Here is a 21,503-nt window from a genome sequence, read left to right as displayed (position 1 = left end):
TCTACCCATCTACTGTCTGAGTAGCGGCCTTCTACACCGTGAAATCACCAACTTCAGAGCGAGGGCTATGTTGGTGCGACGGGCGCGCGCGAGCAGCGGATTCTCGGATGATTTGAATGACTACAAACACAAACGCTACAACGACAGGTGTACAGGTGATGGTCGATGGAACGATTTGACAGTATCGACCTCGGAAATTATCGAGGGGACAACTACTTCCTCGTCGGGTATGTCGAACCAGACCCCAGCGGCTACGACGACTACGACCCCGCAGAAGATGCCGAGAACTACGGGTGGTCTCTTGTCCAGAAAGCCGAATCCCCACTCGACGAAAACGACGAAATCGTGAGGATGGATACGCGCCACGACCAACCTCACCTCGACAAGGAGTACCTCCCTCCCGACAGCAACGAAGAAAAGAAGGTGTGGCTTGACGACGACTATTCCTACCGACGGATGCGAACCTACCTCCTACAGAACTGGCAGGACTTTGCCGATCTCCACATCTACTACAACGAGTAGTCGGAATACGTGTCTTTGCAACGTTCACTCCGTGGAAAAGGCCTTCAGACTGCTCCTGCTAAGGTCTCTTAGTGGTTCGCGGTTCGATGAAACTGTCCGTGACGCCAATGTTCGCAACCGTCGCTCAGTCGTCTCCGGTCGGTTCTAGGGCCTCGGAATCCCCCGGCTTGAGCTGCTGCCTCCACGCAACTACCCGCTGTTTCACTCGTTCACGAATCGGCAGGATCTGATCTTTTTTCAACACGGTAACGCGCTGAATATCAGCATCCAAGAAGAGCTGCTCCGGCCCACCAACCGACTCGAATTCCTTATTGTTCTCATTGTACCGGTGTGGATCGCTGATTCGAAGTTCTCGGTTTCGGCCAGCCCGACTCCATCCACTAACATCCCCGATGTACAACTGGTCATCACTGGTCTTGATCATTACTTGGTCAGCGTGTTTTAGATAGTCTTCCCACGGCTGTCGGCGGGAGTACGAGATTTGCATTTTTGATTGGAGGATACCCCGTAGAATCCCTGGTAGGTCAATGAGAATGGCTGCGGCATAGAGTACGCCGACGAACAAAGACACTGCGAAGATGGTGAGGATATAATCAATTCGAAAGGCCGGGTCGAACAGAATGGATTGAAACTGTGCGAACGAGGTGATGGGTTCGACGAACTGTTGATAGGCGCCGATGAACAGGGCGTCGATCAGAAGGCTGGAGACGAGGCTCCAGATGAGCAGGACAAACTGCTTGATGTCGTCTTCGATCGCGGCTAGGGAGACGGCGGTCATGACGGCGACGAAGCCAGGGGCGATGAGGACGGCGTAGAAGATTGCGCTTCCTGGCAGGCTTGCCATGGGTGTTCTGTGTTATTCGCTACTCTCGGAACTGCTGGAGCTGCCAGAACCGTCTCCGCTAGAATTAGCGGGGGCGTTAGGGTCAACGCTGCTTGGGATCGAGACGTCGTCAGCAGAGGGAGTCTCGTTGCCGCCGGATGGATTCTTGTCGGCGCTTTTTTTCTGAGTTTCCGAAGCAGAGCTGTCCGTGTTTTTTGTGCCAGCGTTCGCTCTGGTGATGCGTTCTGGATCAGCCTGCTGGTTTTTATTGGCGGCAAGTGAGTCTTGCTTGGTATCGTTGGTGGACGAAGAGTTGTTTGAGGAATTGTTACTTGAGTCGCTGCCTGACTCGTCGCTCATAGAGGTCTATGGGTGCTGGATGCACTAAAATAGTCGCTAACCGGGGTCAAAGTAGAACTGAGATGGCTGGAATGAACAATAACTCACCATTGCATACACAGTCTGTATCGGTCACGCCGCTTCTGATAGGTATTGGTGCTATCTGTCCGTTGGGATGGTTTAGAACGGCTTAGGTACTTGCGTCGAATTCTCCCGCGAGATATGCCCGTCCCTGCTCTGTGATACGATACCAAGCTCCTTCTGTTTCGAGCTCTTCAACGAGGCCGTGTTCTTCCAAGGTTGGTAGACGACGTTTCAGAGTTGAATAGGATAGACCGATATTTTCTCGTTCAAAATTCACCTCTAATCCTCGTTTTGAGAAGGCTGCATCTGTTTCTGCGAGAAATTCTAAGATGGTATCATCGGCTCCGGTCATCCAATCCGCACGCTGTCTCATTGATTGTGGCTCACTTAGACCAATTTTATGGGCACGACTATTATCACTTTTCAGACAAATAATGGCTCACTATGAACAAATATTTGGTCAAGATTTATCAGGCCGCTCGATAAGGAGATGAGTGAGGCGAGTCAACTGGACCGGCCTAAAATCAGAACCAGATACTATCCACCAATACAAATCGATGTTACTGAAAGTCACAATCAGCTGTCCGATCTGCTTGGCAGACGTTGACTGGATTTACGATACAGAAACCAACGAGCAACACCGAAGTATGCAAGGATGCCCCGGCGGATGCACGGCAGTATATGATGTTAGTATAGGCGAAATCGAATCTTCAGAAGCGCAAGAGATGTTGGCTGATGAGAAACACCCCAACAAACTTGACCAATCGTGAGTTTGGATTGTAGGGTTCACACCGACGTGCCCGCGTAATTTCCCTCCTCTGTAGGGACGTCTATTCTTTCTTGATGCCAAGTCGGTCCGCTAATTCATCTTCGTGCTCGATGGCGAAGTCTACGAGCGCTTCCATGAAGTCTGCGTGCTTCTCAATTCCCCCTTCTCCAGCGACTTTTGAGCGTCCGTCTAACTGCTCGTAAAGTGAGTCCAGACGATCTGCCCTTTCGTCGGGGAGATACATTGGTACTTGACGTCGATTCCGAGTCGAGGTTGGATTCGGGTCAGGTCCTGGCTTATTACTCGTACTACCCGAATTACCTGTATTATTCGAGTTATTCGACTCACTCGTATTATTCGTGTTATCTGACTGGCTCATGTTCTCCTCTTTGTCGTCGCTGTCTGGCCGTCGGTCGTCGAATCGTTGCCCGAGTTCGTCTTTTGGATCGCTCATGAGAGATCCTCCACGTGTGTGGCGATTGCACTGTATTTGTCACGCAGTGCTTCTGCTTTTTCTGCATCCCACGAGTAACCTGCATCATCCGGATTATACGCGAACACCGAAGTTCGGTATTCAATGGCGTGCTCAACCACTGCCCAGTCCGGAATCTCGAAGACGTAATCCTCGCCGAACGTGCCGACGAACCAATCCTGCATTTCACTACTTACGCCATCACGGCCGACCTCGTTCAGGACAGCTGCGACGGTAGAGATGTTGACGTCATCGAACTTGTCCTCCAAGGTGTCGATCTCATCAAACAGGATTTCGAGAGAGTCTTTCGCAATCGTGTTCGCGTGGCTCGGGAATAGAACGTTCTCAGCGGCAAGCAGCGCCCCGTCAGCGAGTGGTCCGAGGTTCGGCGGGGAATCGATCACAACGTAGTCGTAGTCTACTGTGAGGCGGTCGAGCGCGAGTTTGAGGGCCTCAACTCCACGGGCTTCGGAGTACAGGTGCTTCTCAAGCCGGAAGTTGCGTAAATGGGATGGGACTATATCGAACTCAGCTCCTTGGACGACTAGTTCATCGAGGTCGTCAAGGGTGAGCTGCCCCATCTCAGAGAGGACGTCATAGAGCGCGTACTCGCCCTCCCGATACTGCTCGCGGTGGCCGAGTTTGAGTGTGAGTCCACCCTGTGGATCAGCATCAACAGCCAAGACATCGTGTCCTCTGTCGGCAAGCGCACCGGCGAGATTGATGCTTGTCGTCGTTTTCCCAACTCCTCCTTTCTGCATTCCGACGTCGATCCTCATGCTACCACCTCCGTGTATCTCGCATAATACGAGTTTTTCGGGCCATTCGAGTAATACACTTTTTTCGGATAATATAAATCTCCGTCAGACACCGTTCTCGCTCCCTCTGGCGAATTAATTTTGAACGTGCAACGAGCTATCACAAAGAAAGATCAGTATTCACAAGCGGCTGATGTTTGATGAGACTGAGCTAATTTTGAAACCGTGCAACAGGCTATCTGAGTATTCGTAGGCTCACACAAGCGGTGAAGAAGTAAATAATGAGCCGATTGACCGTCTCGCTGACCGACGAGGAGGGCAGGAGTGTGGGCGCGAATGAAATGGCGCGTGGCGGGGATGCAAGCAGACTAATCGATACTGTCCCATTCGTGAGACGAGGCCGTATTCCTGTTATAATCGATATGATCTGCATTGAGATATTCGAAAAAGCGTCGAGTTTGCTTAACAGAGTCCATCCCAAGCCGTTGTCTGATGAACTCGGGGGTGTTTCCATTGTGAGCTAGTAGTACGCCGTGGGTTTCGCGCAAATCAGTCGGACGGACCCGTAAAGTACGATCACCGGCCATATGCACGAGCCTGCGGAAATCGCTTAGTTCAGCCTGTTCGGCTACTTCCTGAACTCTATCGAGGAGAATCTGGCGGGTGGATGTAGCTGCTGTAGGGAATGAGGAATTGAGAAGCCACTGTATACCCTGCTTAAGCCCAGTTTTTTCTCTTTCTTTAGTGTAGGGATTGTTCCATCTATTCGGGAGTCGGAATTCCCAGCGCTGGCCCCTGTCTGGAGCTAACTCGTCTGGGACATGGATGATATATTCTTCTCCTAACTCTCGAACCCAACTGCATTCGAAATGTTGTTCAACCAGCCATGGAAGTCCGGTGAACATGGCCAAGAGAACCAACGACTGTTCAGTTGCTGGGAGTAGCTTTATCTTCCGGTGGAATCTGTGGATGGCTTCTGGAGATAGTGGCCGCCTGTAACGGCTATAGTATCCTGCTCGAATCAATGCAATATTCCACGAGGGAAAGTTGCTCCCATACGCTGTGGCGCTGAACTCACCAATTTCATCCATTTCATTATACGTTGGTACTTTATTATTCTCTTCGACGAATCGGTCGATCTCGTTGAGGAGCTTTTTGTTGTCAATAGGACGGCATGGTGGCGTCGGGCTATACCCCGCACTGCGGACTGCTTCGTTCCAACTCCCCCAGATTCTCCGGTACGGAGCCTCGGAAAACTCTCCGCTTTCGGCGAGTGCGCTCTTGGGTGGGGCTTCTCCATACTCGTCTGCTAACCGATGGATTTCATTGAGCAGCCTCCGACGGCTGATGAAGACTTCGCGATTCGGTTTCAGTCCCGCCGCGACTAATGCCTCGTTGAACGTCCCCCATCGGGCCCTATATGGTTTGACTGAGTATTTTCCATCTTTAATCACTTCGTCTTGTTTTGGTGTATGACCGAGATCATCTGCTAACCTAGTGAGATCATCAAGAAGGTCTTCGTCAGGGATACCACGAGAGGTCGACGGCAGCCCTGCGGCATCTGCGACATCATTCCAGTCGTTGAATGCGTAATAATATTGTTGGAAGCTATACTTTCCGTGTTCAGCAATATCTGTCGTCTTTGGGGTTCGGTTGAGCTCCTCACTCACCCGTTTGAAATCCTCTATGAGGTGGTCTTTTGATGGTCGTGTCTGTCCGCTTTGTCGAGTTGGTGGCAAATCTGATTTTTCAACCAGATCGTCCCAAGAGTCGAAGTGGTCATAGAACGGTGTGCTAGTAATCTTTCCATGTTCATCCATATCAGAAACCGTCGGCGTGTGACCCAGCTCTTCGGCAAGCCGATTGAACTCTTCTAAAAGCTCAATCTCTGAATAGGGCATATCTCAAATGAAACTGTTTTCAAAGTCGCCCTCAATCTCCTGTGACGCAATCTTGATGTAGGGTTTCAACGATTCGATGTCAGCGTGGCCTGTTCGCTTGCACATTTTCCATGGATTCGCGTCGTTACGGGCTAACTGCACGCAGTAGGTGGCACGCAGATCGTGAGGGAACAGATCGGGCACCCGACCCAAATCACGATGTTGAACGTATCCATTATTTCTAAAGAATCCAATATCTGCCTCCTCGGCAACGGCCTTGACGTACTTGTTAACTGTCCGCTTCGACAGCCCTTTGCCTCCCAGTAGCATGTTGCCGTGACTCTCTTCCTCTAATTTAAAATGATGCTCAATCATCGAACGAAGTGAGAGGTCCTGTTGAGATTCAGTATCGGTGTGTTTGTTGTGCCACGATTCTGGGATTTTGAGCCGTCTTCCTCCGCCAGCATCGCTCTTCGGAGCGAAGTCTCGACCTCCTCGCTTGTTTTGGTTACAGTCGCCACAGATCGTGTCATCAGCCGTCTTTGTGCAAGGGGTTTTTGTTGGCACCTTCATCCACAGTGCCCCATTTACATGATTAAACCAATCTGCATGGATATGACCGATGGTATAGTTTCGGACACCTGTAAAGAGTGCAATGAGCGCGGTCAGCGCTACCACATCATCGTCGAACGACTCCGCAGCATCAGTAAATAGACTCATCGCTTGACGGGAGAGGGGTTCAACATCTCGTTCCATATATTATTTCTTCTCAGTTGACCATTTTATGCGAACACTAATTAAACTTTCCTATGAATAGAAGAGAATTCTGAAACCCGCGAAATCAGGCTTTTCATAGGTTCAGGTAGGTTCTTCCTCCTCAAAATTCTCTACTCTGTGGGCAAGTGTGAACAGCGAATTTGCTAATGGTAATATAATTGATAATGAATATGGATCTATCCGATTCTAGAATAATCAAAGAGGGTGTCATAGAACTCTTCTCACACCGTGATGATCGTGCTTCCCGGATTGTCTCCGCGTTCGTAGTTGGTAATTGCGACGACGAGGCGAAGGCACAGAGCAAGAAACACCTGCGCTCGTGCGTGGACGCGGCCTCGGGCGTGCGTTCGCCCGAGGCCGCAGTCCTTCACTGATTCGTTGGTTCGCTCGACTCCCGTACGGCGGTTGTACGTCTCGTCCAGCGTCGATTGCTTCAGCTGTACGTCCTCGCTGTGTTGTTCGATGCGGTCTTCGACCCTGTACTCGATATCGAGCGGGTCGTCGGTGTTTCGTGCGTTGTACGGAGCGACTGGCACGACCCCCTGCGGCCAGCAGGTGGTCGTGCCAGTCGAGCGTGTCGTAGGCGCTGTCACCGACCATCCAGATCGGCGTGGCGACGGCGAGCGCGTCACGCGTGACGCGCATCGCCGTCTCCTCTGGCGCTTGTCTACTCTCTGTGAATTCCGCTGCAATTGGGATCTTTTGCCCGGTCGAGACGATCGTACAGCCGTAGCCGTAGTAGTACTCGTCGTCGGTTGGATCGTAGCACTTCGACGCGTCTTGATCGGCAGGCATCGCCCTCACGTCGGTTGAATCGATGGAGTAGGTCAAGTCGAGCAGGCCGCGGCGGGCGGCCTGCTCGACGAGTTGGTCAAAGACTTCGTCGACGACGTGTTCGAGGACGGTGAGAAAGCGATCGACCGCGTCTCTCGACGGCGGTCGATCGAAGCCACAGCTCAGCCAAACGACCGTGTTCCGAAGCTCTCGTTCAACGGGACGAATCCCGTAGATGTCCTTGTAGCAGCAGTGGAGGAACCCACACATCATCTCTGGTGGCTCGTGCTCTCGTGTTCGCCCCGTCTGCGCCGGGGCGAACACGTCGAACTCTTCAAGAAACTCGAAGGAAAGGTGCTCAAACAACGCTAACGTCTCGGTCTCCGCGACATTGAAGAACGACTCTACCGAAGGATCATCTTGCAGGGTCGCTGAACTCATTCCACCTCAGCGTTCACCCTGCTCTTTGGTGTGGTAATCGTTCTATGACACCCTCTAATCAAATCCCATATATGTGATTTCGCGTTTCTATCGCAGGTCAAGATAGAAACAAACTCTGAGATGAGCCCTTGATGTACGCCTATCTTTTGGGGATCGTCAGACACCGACTGTTACCTTTAAGTTGCATCCGTGAAAACAAGGGGCCAAGGCAGGACAAAGTAATCACTGGTCGGCGTTGGAAGCCTAAAGAAGGCCCCGGACACGAACCTCTCGTGTCCTCTGGTTGGCTACCTGGGCCTTCTTCGTCCGTGGGCTTAAGCGTTACCCCCACGAGGAGCCGCTGCGCTGCCAAATGAAATGTCCTCAACAGGCGGTGACAGCGATGCAAACCACACAGACACACCAAGACCGAGGTGACCGCGAGTAGCTGACGCTACTCCAGACCGATGACTCACAGGTACAGATTCAAACGACAATCCGGGTCCGATGCTACCAGGCCTCGCCCCGGATGTCGTTTTGCAGTATCGCTGAAGCGGACCAGCGGAGCCGGCCCTCAACACGGATGGAGCGGTATTATCAGCACGCTCCTATCCACAATGTGGACGCGAGGGGTCAAATTGGTTTCGGGACCCTCGCATTTGCCGGCTTCCACGCAGTCCGCATCTCTCCACGGACTGCATGCACACGCCTAATCGACACCAAGGAATCCGGAAGATCGTTCCAGGAGGGAACCTCTCTACTGCTGGACTTACCATCACCGAGGTCACTCCACGGGTAACAGAATGGATACCTGACCTTCTTGAGGAACTACTTCCACGGAGTATTCAATCGGTTCGAAAATTCATCCGGCAAGAAGACCCAGAAGTCCTCACGCACGCACGATACAACACCGTCTATCGCCGTCTTCAAGAGGAAACCCTGGGGTTCGACCATCAAGAATGGTGCTCCACAACGGATATTTGGAGTGATGCAGAGGCTGAAGCGGTTGAATACGTAGAATCACTTGTCGAGTTCGCAGTCAAATATTCTGACGTCGACGAAGATGATCTCGACGAACTTTCGGAGTATCACCAGCAGCGGTGCAAATCGCTTAAACAGACTCTCACTACGATCAGTACCGGACGTGGCCCACTCAACGCTGGCCTTGAAGCCCTCGCCAAGGGACCCGTACGACTCCACGATGAGCTCGATGACGCACCGCAACCGATCACGCTTGTCCTTGATGGCGAGTTGTGGTCAAAACTCGACGATAGAGGAACAGGTATCCGAGCACTTGCAGCTATCGCCGTGCTCGGCTCCACCTTCGACGTCCGCCTGGTTATTTCACCAGCGTTAGACGCCGCGATTGAGCGACGGTATCCAGACTGGTATGACTCCCATCTCCGTCTTACTGAAACCCGTGAGACCTCCTCTGTAGAATCAGCGGGTGGCGACGGACAACCATCGGCGGAGCAGCTCGGGGAAGCATGGGAAGCAATACAGAACCTCCCAGAGGAATCGGGGAGACTCCGTCTGCTTGGGAACCTCCCTATAGAGGGATCTCGGGACTATCGTGATCTCAAGCAGGATGATGAGATTGACGTGCAGGCAGGGACTGTCGGCCGTTACATCCTCGATCTAGAAGAATTAGGGCTTGTGGATATCGACCGTCGTGGACAATACAACAGCGCATCCCTCACCGGCTTAGGACAAGTAGCAGTTGAGCAGCATGTCACCACGGACTACCGGGTGATCCATCCGACCCAATCGACGCTGGAGACGCATCTTACGCCGACCCCTCAGCCCCAAGCAAGTACAGTGTATCCCGCGCGATCGGACACGAGGGAGGGGGATCAGCCTGGGACAGCGGAGGATTGGATAGCTGCGACAGGCAATCCTAGTGAGGGTGCTGACTACGTTCAATGGCTCGATGGGCCGTCTGGTGTCCTCGATGCCTGGGGAATGCACCAACGATACCTTGCTGGCCGTCGAGATCGTGGTGTCACCCTAGTCGATGACCGTATCGAGCGTTTCGAGGACGGTCGCATATCGTATCTCAGTTGCTTCGACGATGACCTCTTCGTAGCCACTCAGTGGGGCGGCCCCCTCCCTACCCTGGGACGTATTGCGGGAACCTTACTCAGCGACAAGGCACTAAGCAAGGTTCTCACACCATCACGCCTCGGTTCCGAGTTCGAAGAAATCGACGATGCAGTCGTTGAACAACTCGATAGAGAAGCTGGAGAAATCATTCGTCGGGGTCACCAGATCGGCTGGTTCAGCGAGGACGAGGAAGACTACGATGGTTGGCGTGAGCGTATTGGTGCCGTTCGCAGTTTGTGTTTGCAACAAGTTGGTGAACTCACAAACAGTGACGACGTCGAAGCCCGGACTGAGTTACTACGTGATCTGCACGGCTTGGTTGCCTCAGCAACACAGCTCTACTACGCAGCCGATGTGGATGTCACAATCAACGTGCGAGTCCCTGACACGGGGATGCTCATCAGTGATGAGCGCCGTCTCGACGACTTTCTCGGTTTCGCCCAGTACACCATCCCGAAACAGTCCGTGTACGGGATTCATTCGGGGTATAGGATGCTCCTTGAGGATCGACCGGAGAAACTCAAACGACGTCTTCCCTACGAGGTGGATGATGCTGATTCAACAATGCATCTGACCGCATCGTGGGTTTTCTCCGGACCAACGATGACCGATCTTTATGATGATATCGAGGGCGCCATTGAAATGGAGACCAACGAAATTCGTGACGCGATTGCTAATGGACAGGAGTCAGCACCGGTAATGGAGATACCCGTCCAGATTGGGAACTCCTACTCAGCGATTCGTGATCTCGTCGAGGAATACGCTTCAGCGAAGAACTACCAGGTGGCTCACCAGAAGGATATTCACGAAGGAAAACAGGATATCGAGCGACTTGTTCGGCTGTTCCTGCGTGTCCTCGGGACAGAGGATCGACCACATCGAGCGTGTCCTCACGATGTTGTCGAAGCAATGCTTCATATTGCTCAATCCTCCCGGAACTACGATTTCATCACCGTGCGAGACATCTCGTACGGACTGTCGAATCTCCCCACGAAACGACTCTTACCCGACCTTCCACCAACAGCGACGAAGCTCCTCAAAACCCTGCTTGATGCGGATGATCCGATGGGCCGGTCTGAAATCATCGATACCGCAGGTATCTCTGAAAGTAGCTACGACCGCTATATCAACGAGCTTGCCGCTTGGGACATCATTGAACCCCGAGAAATCGAGGGGCGTCGCCGGTGGGAGGCACACTTAGAGCCGTGGTGGACGCCGCAGAGTGATCGGGATGAACCCTTTGCCGACCCTGATCCCGACACGGGAATACTCTTCGCTGAGTTCCCCCGTGATGTCGCTAGTGCGGTGATGTGCCATCTCATCACCCACTACGACTTACCCGACCTCGAGACAGCGTATCTTGAGGGTATCCAACCGGGAGACGACATCAAAGCCCTCTTCGACGGTCACGACCGGCTCAGACGATGGTGGCCATTCCTCTGGGGTGCATTCGCCGACTCGGACAAACTTGAAAGAGGCCCATCTGGTACAGCAGCCACGGATTCCACCGTAGTTCGTCTCGGTCAACTTCCAGGACCTGACACAGCACAATCGAGCTTCCAAGACGTTTCAGAAACAGCAACCCAACGAGATCGTCTCAGTCAACCGTCGCCAGGGCTGGACTGATCCTGCCCCCCGCCGAGTCCAGAACTAATCTGATCCACGTACTCGTGTCTACAGATGAGCGTCAGAGATTACTGACAAAACGTCGAAGGCGGAAAAGAACTAGTTGATGACTGACCTTTTCACCGTGATCAGGTCACTTTCGCGCGACAGCGTGCGTCGGTGAAAGTTGCTGAGGCGCCTCAACGAACAGCTGTCCAATATCGAGATACACGCCGCCTTCAGCACGCTCGATCCGCACGCGGAATTCAACATCGTCTACGAGTTGCCCGTCGACGAGAAATTGCACAGCATCCATCGACCCCAGTGATTCAGAGCTTCGCAGCACCTGTCGAAGTCGAGCCACCACATCACTACGTTCGTCCTCAACCACGTTGTATAGCAGATCCTCGAGCCCGGTCACCGTGACCGGTGTCTGCACGTTGCCGTCATTAGCGACTTGACGGAAGAACTCAAGCGCTGCCAGCGACGAGTCTGTCTCGGCAACCGGATCAGTCACGATGTTGTAGCCGGGTCGTAGTGGCATGGTTAGAATTGTTGGAGTGTCATGTCCATCACGTTCTCGTACCGTTCGTCACCACTCACGTCGGCCATGAACTCTGCCAAGTCTTCGAGATCGTCCGACTTCCACTCTTTCAGGTACTCCGTCGTGTTCTGGTCTGTCTTGTACAGGTGGTAGAGGTACTGCACGCGGTCGATATCCAGTAAGTCGTGGCCGTTGTCACCGTTGCTGTTGAGCTTCCCTTCAATGTAGTTGATGCGCTCATCAGCTGTCATTGGCTCCTTTTTGTTGCGTGGGCCTTTGACGAGTTTCTCGTCTTCAAGGTCGCTCACGTTCAGGTTCTTCGCCAGCAAGTGCTTGTTCAGATCGTCATAGTCCTCGCTGCCGCGCTGGCAGAACGCCGCGTACGCCTGCGTGATCGGATCGATACTCTGCGGAAGGTTCACCGTTCCCTCCAGCGCCTGTTCGATCACCGAGTCTACCGTATCAAGGACCTCCTCGATCCCGACCTGCTCACCATCGGTGTAGACGTTTGGATAGTGCTTCGAGTAGTAGTACATCGACTTCCCACGAAGAATCACACCGAGGTCCGCTGTGGAGAGGTTCTCGTGCCGCTCCCGCTCTTCCGCAATCATATCCTGCAACTCGAAATAGAGGTCTTGTCGCAGTTCTTCGAGCGTGATGTCTTCGTCAGTGTTCTCTTTGTTGGCGAAGATGAGGATGTCGTATTCTGCGTTGTCGAGATCTGAGATATGGGGATTGTTCGGCATCTCAGACTGGACGGGGTACGCACCGGCAACAGTGAACCCAGACTCGATGATTGCCTCCAAGATCACCGACCAGGCTTCGTTTTCGTTGTGGTGATAGGTGAAGATCAGTTCGCCGTCCTGTTTGAGGACACGGTGTGCTTCACTAAACACGTTCGTTAGCGACTCAACAAAGAAGTCCTCGCCTTTGTTGGCACTCGAATTGGCGACGATCTCCCGTGCCTTCGGGACGAGTTCTGGTTCGAATTCCTCGTACTCGTCCTTGAGTACTTCCCGAAGCCAGACGTAGAAGTAGTCCGAAAGCTCCGAGTACTGGACGTTGTCGTAGTACGGCGGGTCCGTGATGACGAAATCGACCGACTCGTCGTTTTCCTCCATCCGCTCGGAGGTTTTGCAATTGAGGCTGCTAACTCGGTCCTCCGTGATTGATTCAGACTCTACGTAGAACTGTTCGACATCGCCGTTCTTTCGGTTTTTGACTTTCTCGAAGGGGCGTTCGCAGAATTCCTTGGCGCGGTAGACTTTGCGGAAGGCGTTGTTCAGGGAGGCGACGTTTTCGTCGTGGTTGAGTGGGTTGGATTCGACGGGTTGAGCGCGGGGGATGTAGGCGTGGCGTTTGAAGACTTGATCGCTCTTTGCGGTGTACACGTCCCAGACGCAGAGGTTGCCGGCGCGGATGAGCGTGTTCGAGACGGAGGTGACGAGAAATTCGGCGATGTTCTGGGGGTCTGCGTCGTCGAAGTCCTTGTGTCGGACTTCCCAGGCTTCCTTGAACAGGAGGCCGAACGTGAGGAGGTGGCGGTCGGTGAACAGTTCATTGAACTGGTCGTAGTTGTAGTTGAGGAGTGCACCGGTCTTGTCCCCGTCGGGGATGGCTTGTTCAGGGATGCGGAGGCCGTCGTAGAGTTCCTGGAGGCGTTCCTTGGCTTTGGCAACGCGTTCGGCGTCGTGCTCATCGAATTCTTTGATGCGTTTGTTGCCTCGGGGATCGCGGTACTGGAGTGCGAATCGATCAAACGTCGGGCGTTCGTCGAGGCGTTGCAGCGTCTCTTTCACGTCGTGTTTGTGGCCGTTCGAGCAGGTGTACTTGCCGCGGCCGTAGGTGCCGTTGTTCGGGTCGAATTCGTGGCCGCATGTGGGGCAGATTTCGTTGCCGTCTTCGGAGATGGTGGCTGTGTCCCCGTTTTCGAGTTCGATTTCGGTGCCTGCGTCGAGGCCTTTGTCTCTGTTTTCGAGTTCGATGATGCGGTCGTCGCAGGCTTGGTTGGGGCAGTAGAGGACGCCGGGGCGGGTTTTCTTGGTTTTGCTGAGTTGGTAGCGGGGGAAGAGTTGGACTTCTTCCTCGCAGGTGAGGCAGGGGATGCGCTGTGACTGGAAGTAGTAGAGGGCTTCGCACTCCTGGCCAGTGTCGGGGTCGATGGTGGTGTAGTAGTCTCCGAGTTCGTCGCGTGTTTCTTCGAGAATCCGGTCAAATTCCTGTTCAAGGACCTCCAGATTCACATCGTCCATCATCTTTTTCTCGGTCCACCAGGCAACCGGGTTGAGTTCGTACCCGACGACGTCAGCACCAAGTCGATTCAACTCCGCTAGCGTCGTCCCTCCGCCTGCAAATGGATCCATGACAGTGACATCGCGGTCGATGTGCTTGTCGTTCGGGTTGTACTGCTCGTGGTACGAGTCAAGATACAACCCGTCGTGTGTGCCGGAATTTCGCTCTGTGAGGATGTCGTCTTTGCTGATCGTGTCGTCTGTCAGAGCTGCAAGACCAAGACATCGGAACGTGGAGCCGGGACGCCGCGCCCACCACTTGTGCAGTGAGTAGAGTGGGCGGTAGACGTCGCGTCGATAGGTCTCTTTCTCGGCCAGTTCGTCCATCAGCTCGAGGGGTAGCTTATCCCAAGTTTGCATGATTTAGGCACCTCCAGTCGGGGTCGTATTGATTCGAAGGACGGGCGTCATGCACTCGGGAAGACTGAGCCCACCGTGCATGATTTTCTTCGTCGCACCGCGTTTCGTCCACGTGTAGTGACCTCTTATCACGTAGTAGTCACCTACTCGCTTAAGAATGTCAGCGTCCTCGAGCAGCTGGTACGCCTGGCCGTTTCCAACTTCCGTGAACCGACCGCTGAACTTACTCGACAACGCCTCTTCCTGTTCGTCAGTCACCGAATAAGGTGAATTGCCCAGGTGGTTCACATACCCGTGATCACTCGTGACCAAGAACTCATCGTGGATACTCTCGTGAATGATGTCCGTGAGGAGAGTCTTCACGTCCTCGTAGATGTCCCCAACTTCTTCGTTCGAGTAGTTCCCCTTCAGTGCGCCTTCGAGACGCTGGTCCGGATGCCGAGTCCACACGTATTCCGGCGATGTTCCGGGAAGCTTCGGGACTTCCATTTCGCCAATGAACCGGAAGTCGTCACGTGACACAGCCGATGGACTGTGTGCATCAAACCATTCCCGAGTGATGAACTGAGTTTCGCTCGGCAACCGTTCGATTGGTGCCCACGAAAGGGAAACCTCCCAATCGTATTCGTCAGCCAGCTCTTGTTCAAGCCGGAATCCTTCACGAAGGCTCAACGCGTCCATGATGACGCCGGTACCGTCCTCAATCTGTGTGAGGGGGTGGTCACCAGTTGCCGCGATCAACTCGTCGTACAGGGGTGGATACAGTTCCGCAAGCTCGCGTTCAAGTAGGCGTGTCCGGTACTCAGAATGCGCTAGTTCCCGGTCACTGAGCGCGGCTGGATCACCCCAGATATGCCGAAGTGTTTCGAAGACTCCATCGAAGACAGAGTCTCCCGTAAGCAGGGTTTCGAGTTCGGACGTACCGTAGAGCGCGTTACTCATTCTTGTCCACCTGCATGCTGACGTCGAGTGATGCGTTCTCGGGGACGTTCAGATCCCAGATGAGGCTCAGGAACGACTGCCTGGAGAGCGGTTCGTCAGGCTCGATTTCGAGAGTTTCATCGACTGAAATCTTCTCATCGAGGGCATCAGCTGAAATCCCGTAGTGTTCGAGGTCGTCTGCTGTCAGTGTTCCCTCAACGGTGATTGTGGCGGAGTGGATGTCCCACTCCATCCCGATTTTCCGCTCCAGCATGTCGATCATGTCGGGCTTGTTATCCGCTTCCAACGTGCCCATAATCGGAACGGACTGTGTTTTCGGCCCAGACGGCTCGTCGTCCAGTCCGAACTCATCAAGGATTTCCTCAGTCGTGGCGCCCTCGACCGTCACCCGGCCTTCCTTCACGTCTGTTGAGTCAAATTCGAAGCCGCACTCGCAGGTATTCCCATCTAATTCTCGGCCACACTGCGGACATTCGAGAACCCCTCCGCTACTGGTCGTCCCTGCGTCAGTTGTCGATTGGGATTCACCGTCGCTGTCACCATCTGAGCCGTCGTCAGTCTCAGTTGTCCCCGTCGTATCGATAGTTATCTCGGCAGTCTCATCATCGTCATCGTCGTCTTCTTCGATGTATTTCTCGTGGACGAGGTTCGTGTCGTTCCCGATATTGGGTAGCCGTTCTTCGAAGTAGTTCCCGGCCTTGATGGCCCCCTCCCGGCACAAGTCATCCAGAGCGTCCTCCAGTTCGTCGTCGCTGGTGAGTGTCGGGTACTCGGTGTTCCGGTAGAAATCGTTTCGGAGGTGCTCATACTGTATACCGCCCGCGCCCGCGTCTTCGATGGCGTCTTCGACCTCGGATTTCAGGTGACTGTAGTCCGGTTCGATGATACTAACCGTGGCGTCGTAGTAATCGACGTGGTCGCCACTTGGGAGGTCTTCCGGGTATAGACCACGGCCTGTCGGACGATGAACGGTCCCGAACTTGTCGCTGACCCGATCACGGAGGTTTTTCTTGTTCTGCTCGTGGATTTCCTCGAATCCCTCCGGGAGGACTTCCTCTTCTCGGTCAAGTTGTTCCCCAGCAACGACTTTTCGAGCTAGTTCGATGATGCCCGTGTTCGAGTCGATGCTGGAGCGTTTTTCGGGCGTGACCAGAGCGAGCGTATTGTGGAATTCACGTTCTTGGCCGGTCGTCAGCGCCTCGAATTCGTCGTTGTAATTCTGCTTGGCGTTCAGCATCACGACGATCTTCAGCGCCTTGTTATCCGGGATGTCTTGCTCGGTGTTCACCGGATCGAGGATGTAGACGTTGTTGCGGTTGTCGAAGAGGTTGTCTCGGACGAGGGACTCGATGCGGTGAATCGCGTCGTGCTTGTGGATATCTTCGGCTTTCTTTTCGATGCGGGCCGCTGGGTTCTCGTCTACGTCGAACGCGTATTCGCCGTTGATGCGATGGATGTGCCAGGCGTGACCGTAGACGTTCTCGGTGAACGTCTGGATAATACGATGGGCGTTGATGCCTTTGCGCATCGTTCCCATCAGCATCTGGCGTTTGTTCGCTCCTTCCTCGCCTGCCCGGGCGAGACTGTGCAGCAGGACGATGTTGGTGAGTTCTTCAATAAATTCGTCGAACGATTCGTCCGAGTTTTGGAGCCGATGGTAGTCGTTGATGTATTTCCCGACGAGTTCGTTGTCGATGTACTGGAACCGGTCAGCATAGTCGAAGACATCGACGTCGCCAGTCAGGATGAGGTCTACCTTTGAGTAGTTGTCTGCGAGGATTTCGGTGAGGAATCGGAGGAGGCCGCGGGCATCAGAACTGATGCGTTGTTCGGAGTATTTCTCCATCAGCAGGTCCAGCGTGACTGGATGGAACGGGTAGTACCGTTCGATGCGATCCTGGAAGTGCTGGTAGTCCTCAAGCTGGATTTGATCGTTTTGCCGGTAGACGTCGGTGTATTCTTTGGCGAGATCAGCGACGCCTGTGGGGTCGTCTACGGAGCCGATGAGTCGGTGGAGGAGGAAGTCGATTTTCTCGTCCCGCCGTGAGGATAGATCGTAGGTGAATGGGTTTGTGCGTTGGGCGACTGCTTGGATGTCTTCGTCCTCGTAGAGGAGGGAGAGGAACACGCTGAGTTGCGTATCGTCTCGACCAGCGGCTTCGAGCAGATTTTGCAGGAAAGCCTTATTGTCCTCCTGGTACTCTGAACGGTCGTTCATCCCGAACCAGCGCTCGAATTCGTCCAGCAGAACGAGCGTGGGGGTTCCTTCGAGTGTGTCCCGGATTTGATGGACGGTTGGGAGTCGGGTGTCGCCTTCCCACTCCTCGATTCCAAGGTAGTCTCCGACAGCTTCGGAGAGGAGATTGTATTCCTTGTCCAGATTGAACATCTGAAGGGCGGCGGTTCTCGTTTCGTCTGGAAGGCTCACATCGATGCCTTGCTGGTCAAGCCATTTCTGGCCGAGTCCGGGCGAATTGAACAGGTGGTATATGACTAGCTCAATGTGGCTTTTCCCGCTCCCGTACCCGCCGCCGATGATCTGCCCGCCCTCGGAAAATTCGTCCTCACCGTGGAGAGTGCGAGCGGTATTTTGGATGATCCTAGTGAGGGTGTCGGTTGGGTACGTGATCTCAAGGATACGTTCGGCGTCTTGCTCGGGTGATTCGCGGTCGTCGTAGAGGTTGTACAGATTGACCTCGTCGAGCAGTCCGGACGAACTGATATCACCGTCTTCAGTGGTGATTTCGTCGCTTGGGGAGATATAGTCGGCAATTACGTGGTCTGTCATGGCTTAGTTTTCTGGAGAGCGTTCGCGTTCTTTGAGGAGTGATTTGATGACCGAGTCGAACGATGAGTGGTCTTCTTCCTCCTTGATATCTTCAAGCTGTTCTTTTGTCCAGTCGTTGACTTTGATTGTCGGCATAAGTGACCTGGTGTGCGGGATAGGGTCGAGCGTGTCCCGCGGTACATAATTTCTATACTCACGGTATACACAAGCGCGACTTAAAGGTTAGTGAGCTTGGACATACACCTCGACAGTCTACTGATCAGTTTCACCGTGGTAGGATGACCTATATGGGGCTGCCAGTTCTTGTCTCGGGCAGAGGGTGGTTCACTCCCTCTGTCACACGCTCCCGAAGAACTCGGCCTTCACCCGTGGAAGGCTGTACTCCCCTTTGGAACGCGCTACACTATGAGTTCCCAGAATCCTCGACTTGGAGGGTGTCCACGCTGCGATGAAGAGATCCAACACCGTCACGTCTTGATTGAGTACGAGACGGGGGACGAACCACGATACTGGGCAGAGTGCCCAAGCTGCGGCGACGTTATCGATCCAGACGTATGATACGTCTCTTCAAGCGCGTGCTCCGCTCGGAAGATTCCTATGAGTCCGTGGTGGAATGCAGACGGTGTGGCGCCAATCTGGAGTCAGCGGACGTGGATCACTGTCCCGCGTGCGGCAGTTCCGAGGTAGCGAGTTATCGGCTGTGATCCGGTATCCCGTCAGGAAATCGCTGTTGGAACTTTCGCTGTCGCTGAAAACGAGTCGTCTGTACCAACGCAGTCATTCCTGGGAGGTTGTGCGGAATGTTGTTCCCGAGTCGAAGCTCGTGAGGTCGTCAATCCGAGCTTCTAACTCCTCAATTTCCTGCTGAAGTTCTTCGGTGTTCTCGTCCGTGGCAGCAAGCTGGTCTTTCAACCCTTGCAGCCGGGACTGCTTGGTTTCCTGATCTACCTCAGCTTTCCGGACGTATTCACTCTCTGTGATGTCGTACACGTCCGATTCAGCGAGTTCGGCCACTTCCAGTGCTTCATCAACCTTACTGGAATCCACGGTCGTCACACGCTCTCGGTCAATCCCTGTCTCTTCTAATACGCTGAGCACCTCCTCCTCATCTTTGAGCGAGCGATTCCGGCGTGACGTGCGCTGGACTGAGCCGTATTGGCCGCTGACTGGCTGGTCATGATGGAGTCGGTCAAGCAGTACGGCACGTACCTCTTGCCGGAGATCGTTCGCATTCCGCTGGACATCTGACAGCAACGTGTAGAGGTTCACCAGTGCGGGCGTCTCCGTCTCTTCAAGGTCAGTCGGATCGTGGCGCTCGAGTGCGTCAATCAGCAGGAGGGTATCGGCGTAGACTGGGATATCTGGCTCTTCTCGGTCAGATGTCTCACTAGCCACCTCGTGAGCGTCAACAAGCGGGGAGCTCGTTGGCGTCTCCGTCTCTGTCAGCGTCCCGTCTCTGTCATCGAGTTCGAACCTGGGATGGAGACTCAGTACAGTCGCGTATGGTTCGGCGTCTGCTGGCAGTCGGTCCAACTCGAAGCCAGCGTGGGCGTCTTGTACACGCTGGAATAGTGTTTCAAACTGGTCGCGCTGGAGTGGAGTGGTTCCGTCGTCATCTCGATACGTGATGAGGATCCGGTGTTCCTGCACATCGGTCAGACGAAAAGATTTGCGCGATAGTGGCGTGAGAAGTGTCGCATCAGACGGTAACTCCTCAGCGTGATCGAGAAGCGTGTGCCAACTTGCGCTGAACGGCATACGTTGTCTTCATCAGCACAGGCCAAAAGCCTCTGGGCACCTACCGCACTTTGCTCTCTCTTCACCGTATCTGGTTCCGCTGCTTGATATCAGGCTCGTTTCACTCGCTGTATTGGGTCACGATGTTTTCCAGCGGTTCGCGTATTTCTCCCTCACCTTCGACCATCCCTGTTGGGGAGATGCGATACTGCTCGCCCATCTTCTCGACGAGTAACGACCCGTCGTCAGCTTGCTCGATGTCCCAGTCGGCGTCAGCAAGTCGAGCGCGCAGTGCCTCTCTGTCCACTGTCGTGTCCGCACGGAGTGTTGCAGCCTCCTCATCACTCAGTGTCGAGAGCCGCGACTTCGGGAACGTATAGAGCGTCACGTCGTGAGCGTGCGCTCCCTCCGCAAGGTCTTCTGGCGCAGCGTCCGTCCAGTCAGACCAGTGGGCGTCAAGTCCTGATTCAACGAAGGCAACGACCACCGCAGGCTCGTCAGCATCGTAGTCTGGGTTATCATCGGCGACCGTTCGCTCTCCCTCTCCAACCGGAATCGCGTCAATCGAGGCGTCAGGCCGATCCACGACGATCGCCACGTCTGGGTCGTCATCGTCAGTATCAATCACGTACTCCCCACGTTCCATAGTCGGTTGTTCAGCACCGCCGTATAAGGACTCTTTGAGAGTCTGTCACTCGCTGGTTGTCTCTGTGAGGGCACCCTGGCTGTCACTCTGCGCTGGTGATTCGTCGTCACGAGGAGTGGTGTCTACTGTCCCGGTGTCGCCTTGTGGTATCGTGTCGATCGTTTCGAACCGTGTCAGTGCCTCAGTGAGGTCTGTTGCGGCAGCGTCGATGTCGTGGAGCGTTTCAACTGTTTCGGTGAGCGTCTCGATGGCTGTTTGCGTCTCGGTGATGTACTCATCGTCGAAGGCGTCGGCGCGCTGTCCGAGTACGAACGCTTTCTGTGCGTCTTCCAGTGCTGTCTCTATCTCTTCGGTATCAAGTGTCGAGGCCAGCGCGTTCAGAATCGCATCAAGGTCGTCTTCGTCAGTCGTGAGCACCGTGTCGGTATCAGGAACTGCGTCGCGTGCACGAGCGAGTGCGTCGTCTACCTCGGCTTGCATCTCCTGGGTGGCTTCCTCAAACAGGTCATCCTCATCGAAGGTAGTCTGCGCCATACGTGTGTCTCTGTAATGGCTGAGCTATGAACCTGGCTGTTCGGAGGAGAACGATCCAGCTGAGCCAGTGTGCTCTATACCTATGCCGACTTGTCCGAGAAGTCGGAAGCGAACCCCTGCTTTCGGGGTGAATACCAGGGTGATCACCACTGTATCCTCGGGTATTTTGTGCAAGGTTATTTTAGAAGTGCACATGAGGCTCGAGGCAACCGCGAAGGAAGACGAATACAAGGTCTGGATGACAGACGGAGAACTCGAGGAACTTCGCCGTGCCGCTGCGAGTCACCGAGACGACCTTGTCATCCAGCTGGGTGGCTATGTCGGCCTCCGCGCGT

At 54.1% G+C, this 21,503-nt stretch carries 17 protein-coding genes and 2 pseudogenes; 4 read left to right on the top strand and 15 right to left on the bottom strand.

Annotated elements, in window-relative coordinates:
- The first annotated feature begins 165 nt into the window (after positions 1-165).
- A complete protein-coding gene (locus EPY72_RS18615; RefSeq protein WP_135807387.1) occupies positions 166-522 on the top strand; it encodes a DUF7718 family protein in 357 nt (118 codons plus the stop codon).
- A 124-nt stretch (positions 523-646) separates the two neighbouring features.
- Here EPY72_RS18615 and EPY72_RS18610 read toward each other — a convergent pair whose 3' ends face one another.
- The 8 genes and pseudogenes from EPY72_RS18610 to EPY72_RS18575 all read right to left on the bottom strand — a co-directional run bounded on the left by EPY72_RS18610 (position 647) and on the right by EPY72_RS18575 (position 7,639).
- Complete coding sequence (locus tag EPY72_RS18610) at positions 647-1,366, bottom strand: DUF6338 family protein (RefSeq protein WP_135807386.1); 720 nt, start codon at positions 1,364-1,366, stop codon at positions 647-649.
- A gap of 12 nt (positions 1,367-1,378) precedes the next feature.
- Positions 1,379-1,705 carry a hypothetical protein gene (locus tag EPY72_RS18605; protein WP_135807385.1) on the bottom strand — a complete coding sequence of 109 codons (327 nt, stop codon included), beginning with the start codon at positions 1,703-1,705 and terminating at the stop codon, positions 1,379-1,381.
- A gap of 169 nt (positions 1,706-1,874) precedes the next feature.
- Positions 1,875-2,141, bottom strand: a complete 267-nt coding sequence (locus EPY72_RS18600; protein WP_244605622.1) for a winged-helix domain-containing protein — start codon at positions 2,139-2,141, stop codon at positions 1,875-1,877.
- A gap of 457 nt (positions 2,142-2,598) precedes the next feature.
- On the bottom strand, positions 2,599-2,991 hold the full coding sequence (locus EPY72_RS18595; protein ID WP_135807384.1) for a DUF8160 family protein: 393 nt from the start codon (positions 2,989-2,991) through the stop codon (positions 2,599-2,601).
- On the bottom strand, positions 2,988-3,788 hold the full coding sequence (locus EPY72_RS18590) for a ParA family protein (protein ID WP_135807383.1): 801 nt from the start codon (positions 3,786-3,788) through the stop codon (positions 2,988-2,990). Before EPY72_RS18590 ends, EPY72_RS18595 begins: the two co-directional genes overlap by 4 nt.
- Before the next feature lie 347 nt (positions 3,789-4,135).
- On the bottom strand, positions 4,136-5,668 hold the full coding sequence (locus EPY72_RS18585) for a homing endonuclease associated repeat-containing protein (RefSeq protein ID WP_135807382.1): 1,533 nt from the start codon (positions 5,666-5,668) through the stop codon (positions 4,136-4,138).
- Positions 5,669-5,671: 3 nt separating this feature from the next.
- On the bottom strand, positions 5,672-6,403 hold the full coding sequence (locus EPY72_RS18580) for a tyrosine-type recombinase/integrase (protein ID WP_135807381.1): 732 nt from the start codon (positions 6,401-6,403) through the stop codon (positions 5,672-5,674).
- Positions 6,404-6,645: 242 nt separating this feature from the next.
- Positions 6,646-7,639, bottom strand: a pseudogene (locus EPY72_RS18575) (transposase).
- Positions 7,640-8,317: 678 nt separating this feature from the next.
- Between EPY72_RS18575 and EPY72_RS18570 the strand changes: the two are divergent.
- The gene (locus EPY72_RS18570) at positions 8,318-11,347 is read left to right on the top strand and encodes a plasmid replication protein RepH (protein WP_135807380.1); all 3,030 of its coding nucleotides are present in this window, start codon (positions 8,318-8,320) and stop codon (positions 11,345-11,347) included.
- A 133-nt stretch (positions 11,348-11,480) separates the two neighbouring features.
- On the opposite strand, the gene EPY72_RS18565 is transcribed toward EPY72_RS18570, so the two are convergent.
- Genes EPY72_RS18565 through EPY72_RS18550 form a run of 4 tightly spaced genes read right to left on the bottom strand, consistent with a single transcriptional unit; the run spans position 11,481 to position 18,251 of the window.
- Entirely contained in the window at positions 11,481-11,870 is a 390-nt protein-coding gene (locus EPY72_RS18565; protein WP_135807379.1) for a DUF8076 family protein, read from the bottom strand.
- Between the two features lie 2 nt (positions 11,871-11,872).
- Positions 11,873-14,521 (bottom strand): DUF1156 domain-containing protein, encoded by a 2,649-nt coding sequence (locus tag EPY72_RS18560; protein WP_135807378.1) that lies wholly within the window; start codon positions 14,519-14,521, stop codon positions 11,873-11,875.
- Positions 14,522-14,524: 3 nt separating this feature from the next.
- A complete protein-coding gene (locus tag EPY72_RS18555) occupies positions 14,525-15,463 on the bottom strand; it encodes a PglZ domain-containing protein (RefSeq protein ID WP_135807377.1) in 939 nt (312 codons plus the stop codon).
- Positions 15,456-18,251 (bottom strand): DUF499 domain-containing protein, encoded by a 2,796-nt coding sequence (locus EPY72_RS18550; RefSeq protein ID WP_135807376.1) that lies wholly within the window; start codon positions 18,249-18,251, stop codon positions 15,456-15,458. Before EPY72_RS18550 ends, EPY72_RS18555 begins: the two co-directional genes overlap by 8 nt.
- A gap of 405 nt (positions 18,252-18,656) precedes the next feature.
- On the opposite strand from EPY72_RS18550, the gene EPY72_RS20215 reads away from it, so the two are divergent.
- Positions 18,657-18,809, top strand: a complete 153-nt coding sequence (locus tag EPY72_RS20215; RefSeq protein ID WP_455429246.1) for a DUF7837 family putative zinc-binding protein — start codon at positions 18,657-18,659, stop codon at positions 18,807-18,809.
- A 219-nt stretch (positions 18,810-19,028) separates the two neighbouring features.
- Here EPY72_RS20215 and EPY72_RS18545 read toward each other — a convergent pair whose 3' ends face one another.
- The 3 genes from EPY72_RS18545 to EPY72_RS18535 all read right to left on the bottom strand — a co-directional run bounded on the left by EPY72_RS18545 (position 19,029) and on the right by EPY72_RS18535 (position 21,168).
- Complete coding sequence (locus EPY72_RS18545; protein WP_135807375.1) at positions 19,029-20,009, bottom strand: DUF7983 family protein; 981 nt, start codon at positions 20,007-20,009, stop codon at positions 19,029-19,031.
- Between the two features lie 100 nt (positions 20,010-20,109).
- Positions 20,110-20,634: a hypothetical protein gene (locus EPY72_RS18540; protein WP_135807374.1), complete on the bottom strand. Its 525-nt coding sequence runs from the start codon at positions 20,632-20,634 to the stop codon at positions 20,110-20,112.
- 45 nt (positions 20,635-20,679) lie between these two features.
- Complete coding sequence (locus EPY72_RS18535) at positions 20,680-21,168, bottom strand: DUF5790 family protein (protein ID WP_135807373.1); 489 nt, start codon at positions 21,166-21,168, stop codon at positions 20,680-20,682.
- A 193-nt stretch (positions 21,169-21,361) separates the two neighbouring features.
- On the opposite strand from EPY72_RS18535, the pseudogene EPY72_RS19900 reads away from it, so the two are divergent.
- Positions 21,362-21,503: pseudogene (locus EPY72_RS19900) on the top strand (site-specific integrase); the annotation flags it as partial.

The sequence above is a fragment of the Halorussus marinus genome (genome assembly GCF_004765795.1).
Lineage (GTDB): Archaea > Halobacteriota > Halobacteria > Halobacteriales > Haladaptataceae > Halorussus > Halorussus marinus.
The sequence above is the reverse complement of the archived record's forward strand: the minus strand, read 5'-3'. Positions and strand labels throughout refer to the sequence as shown.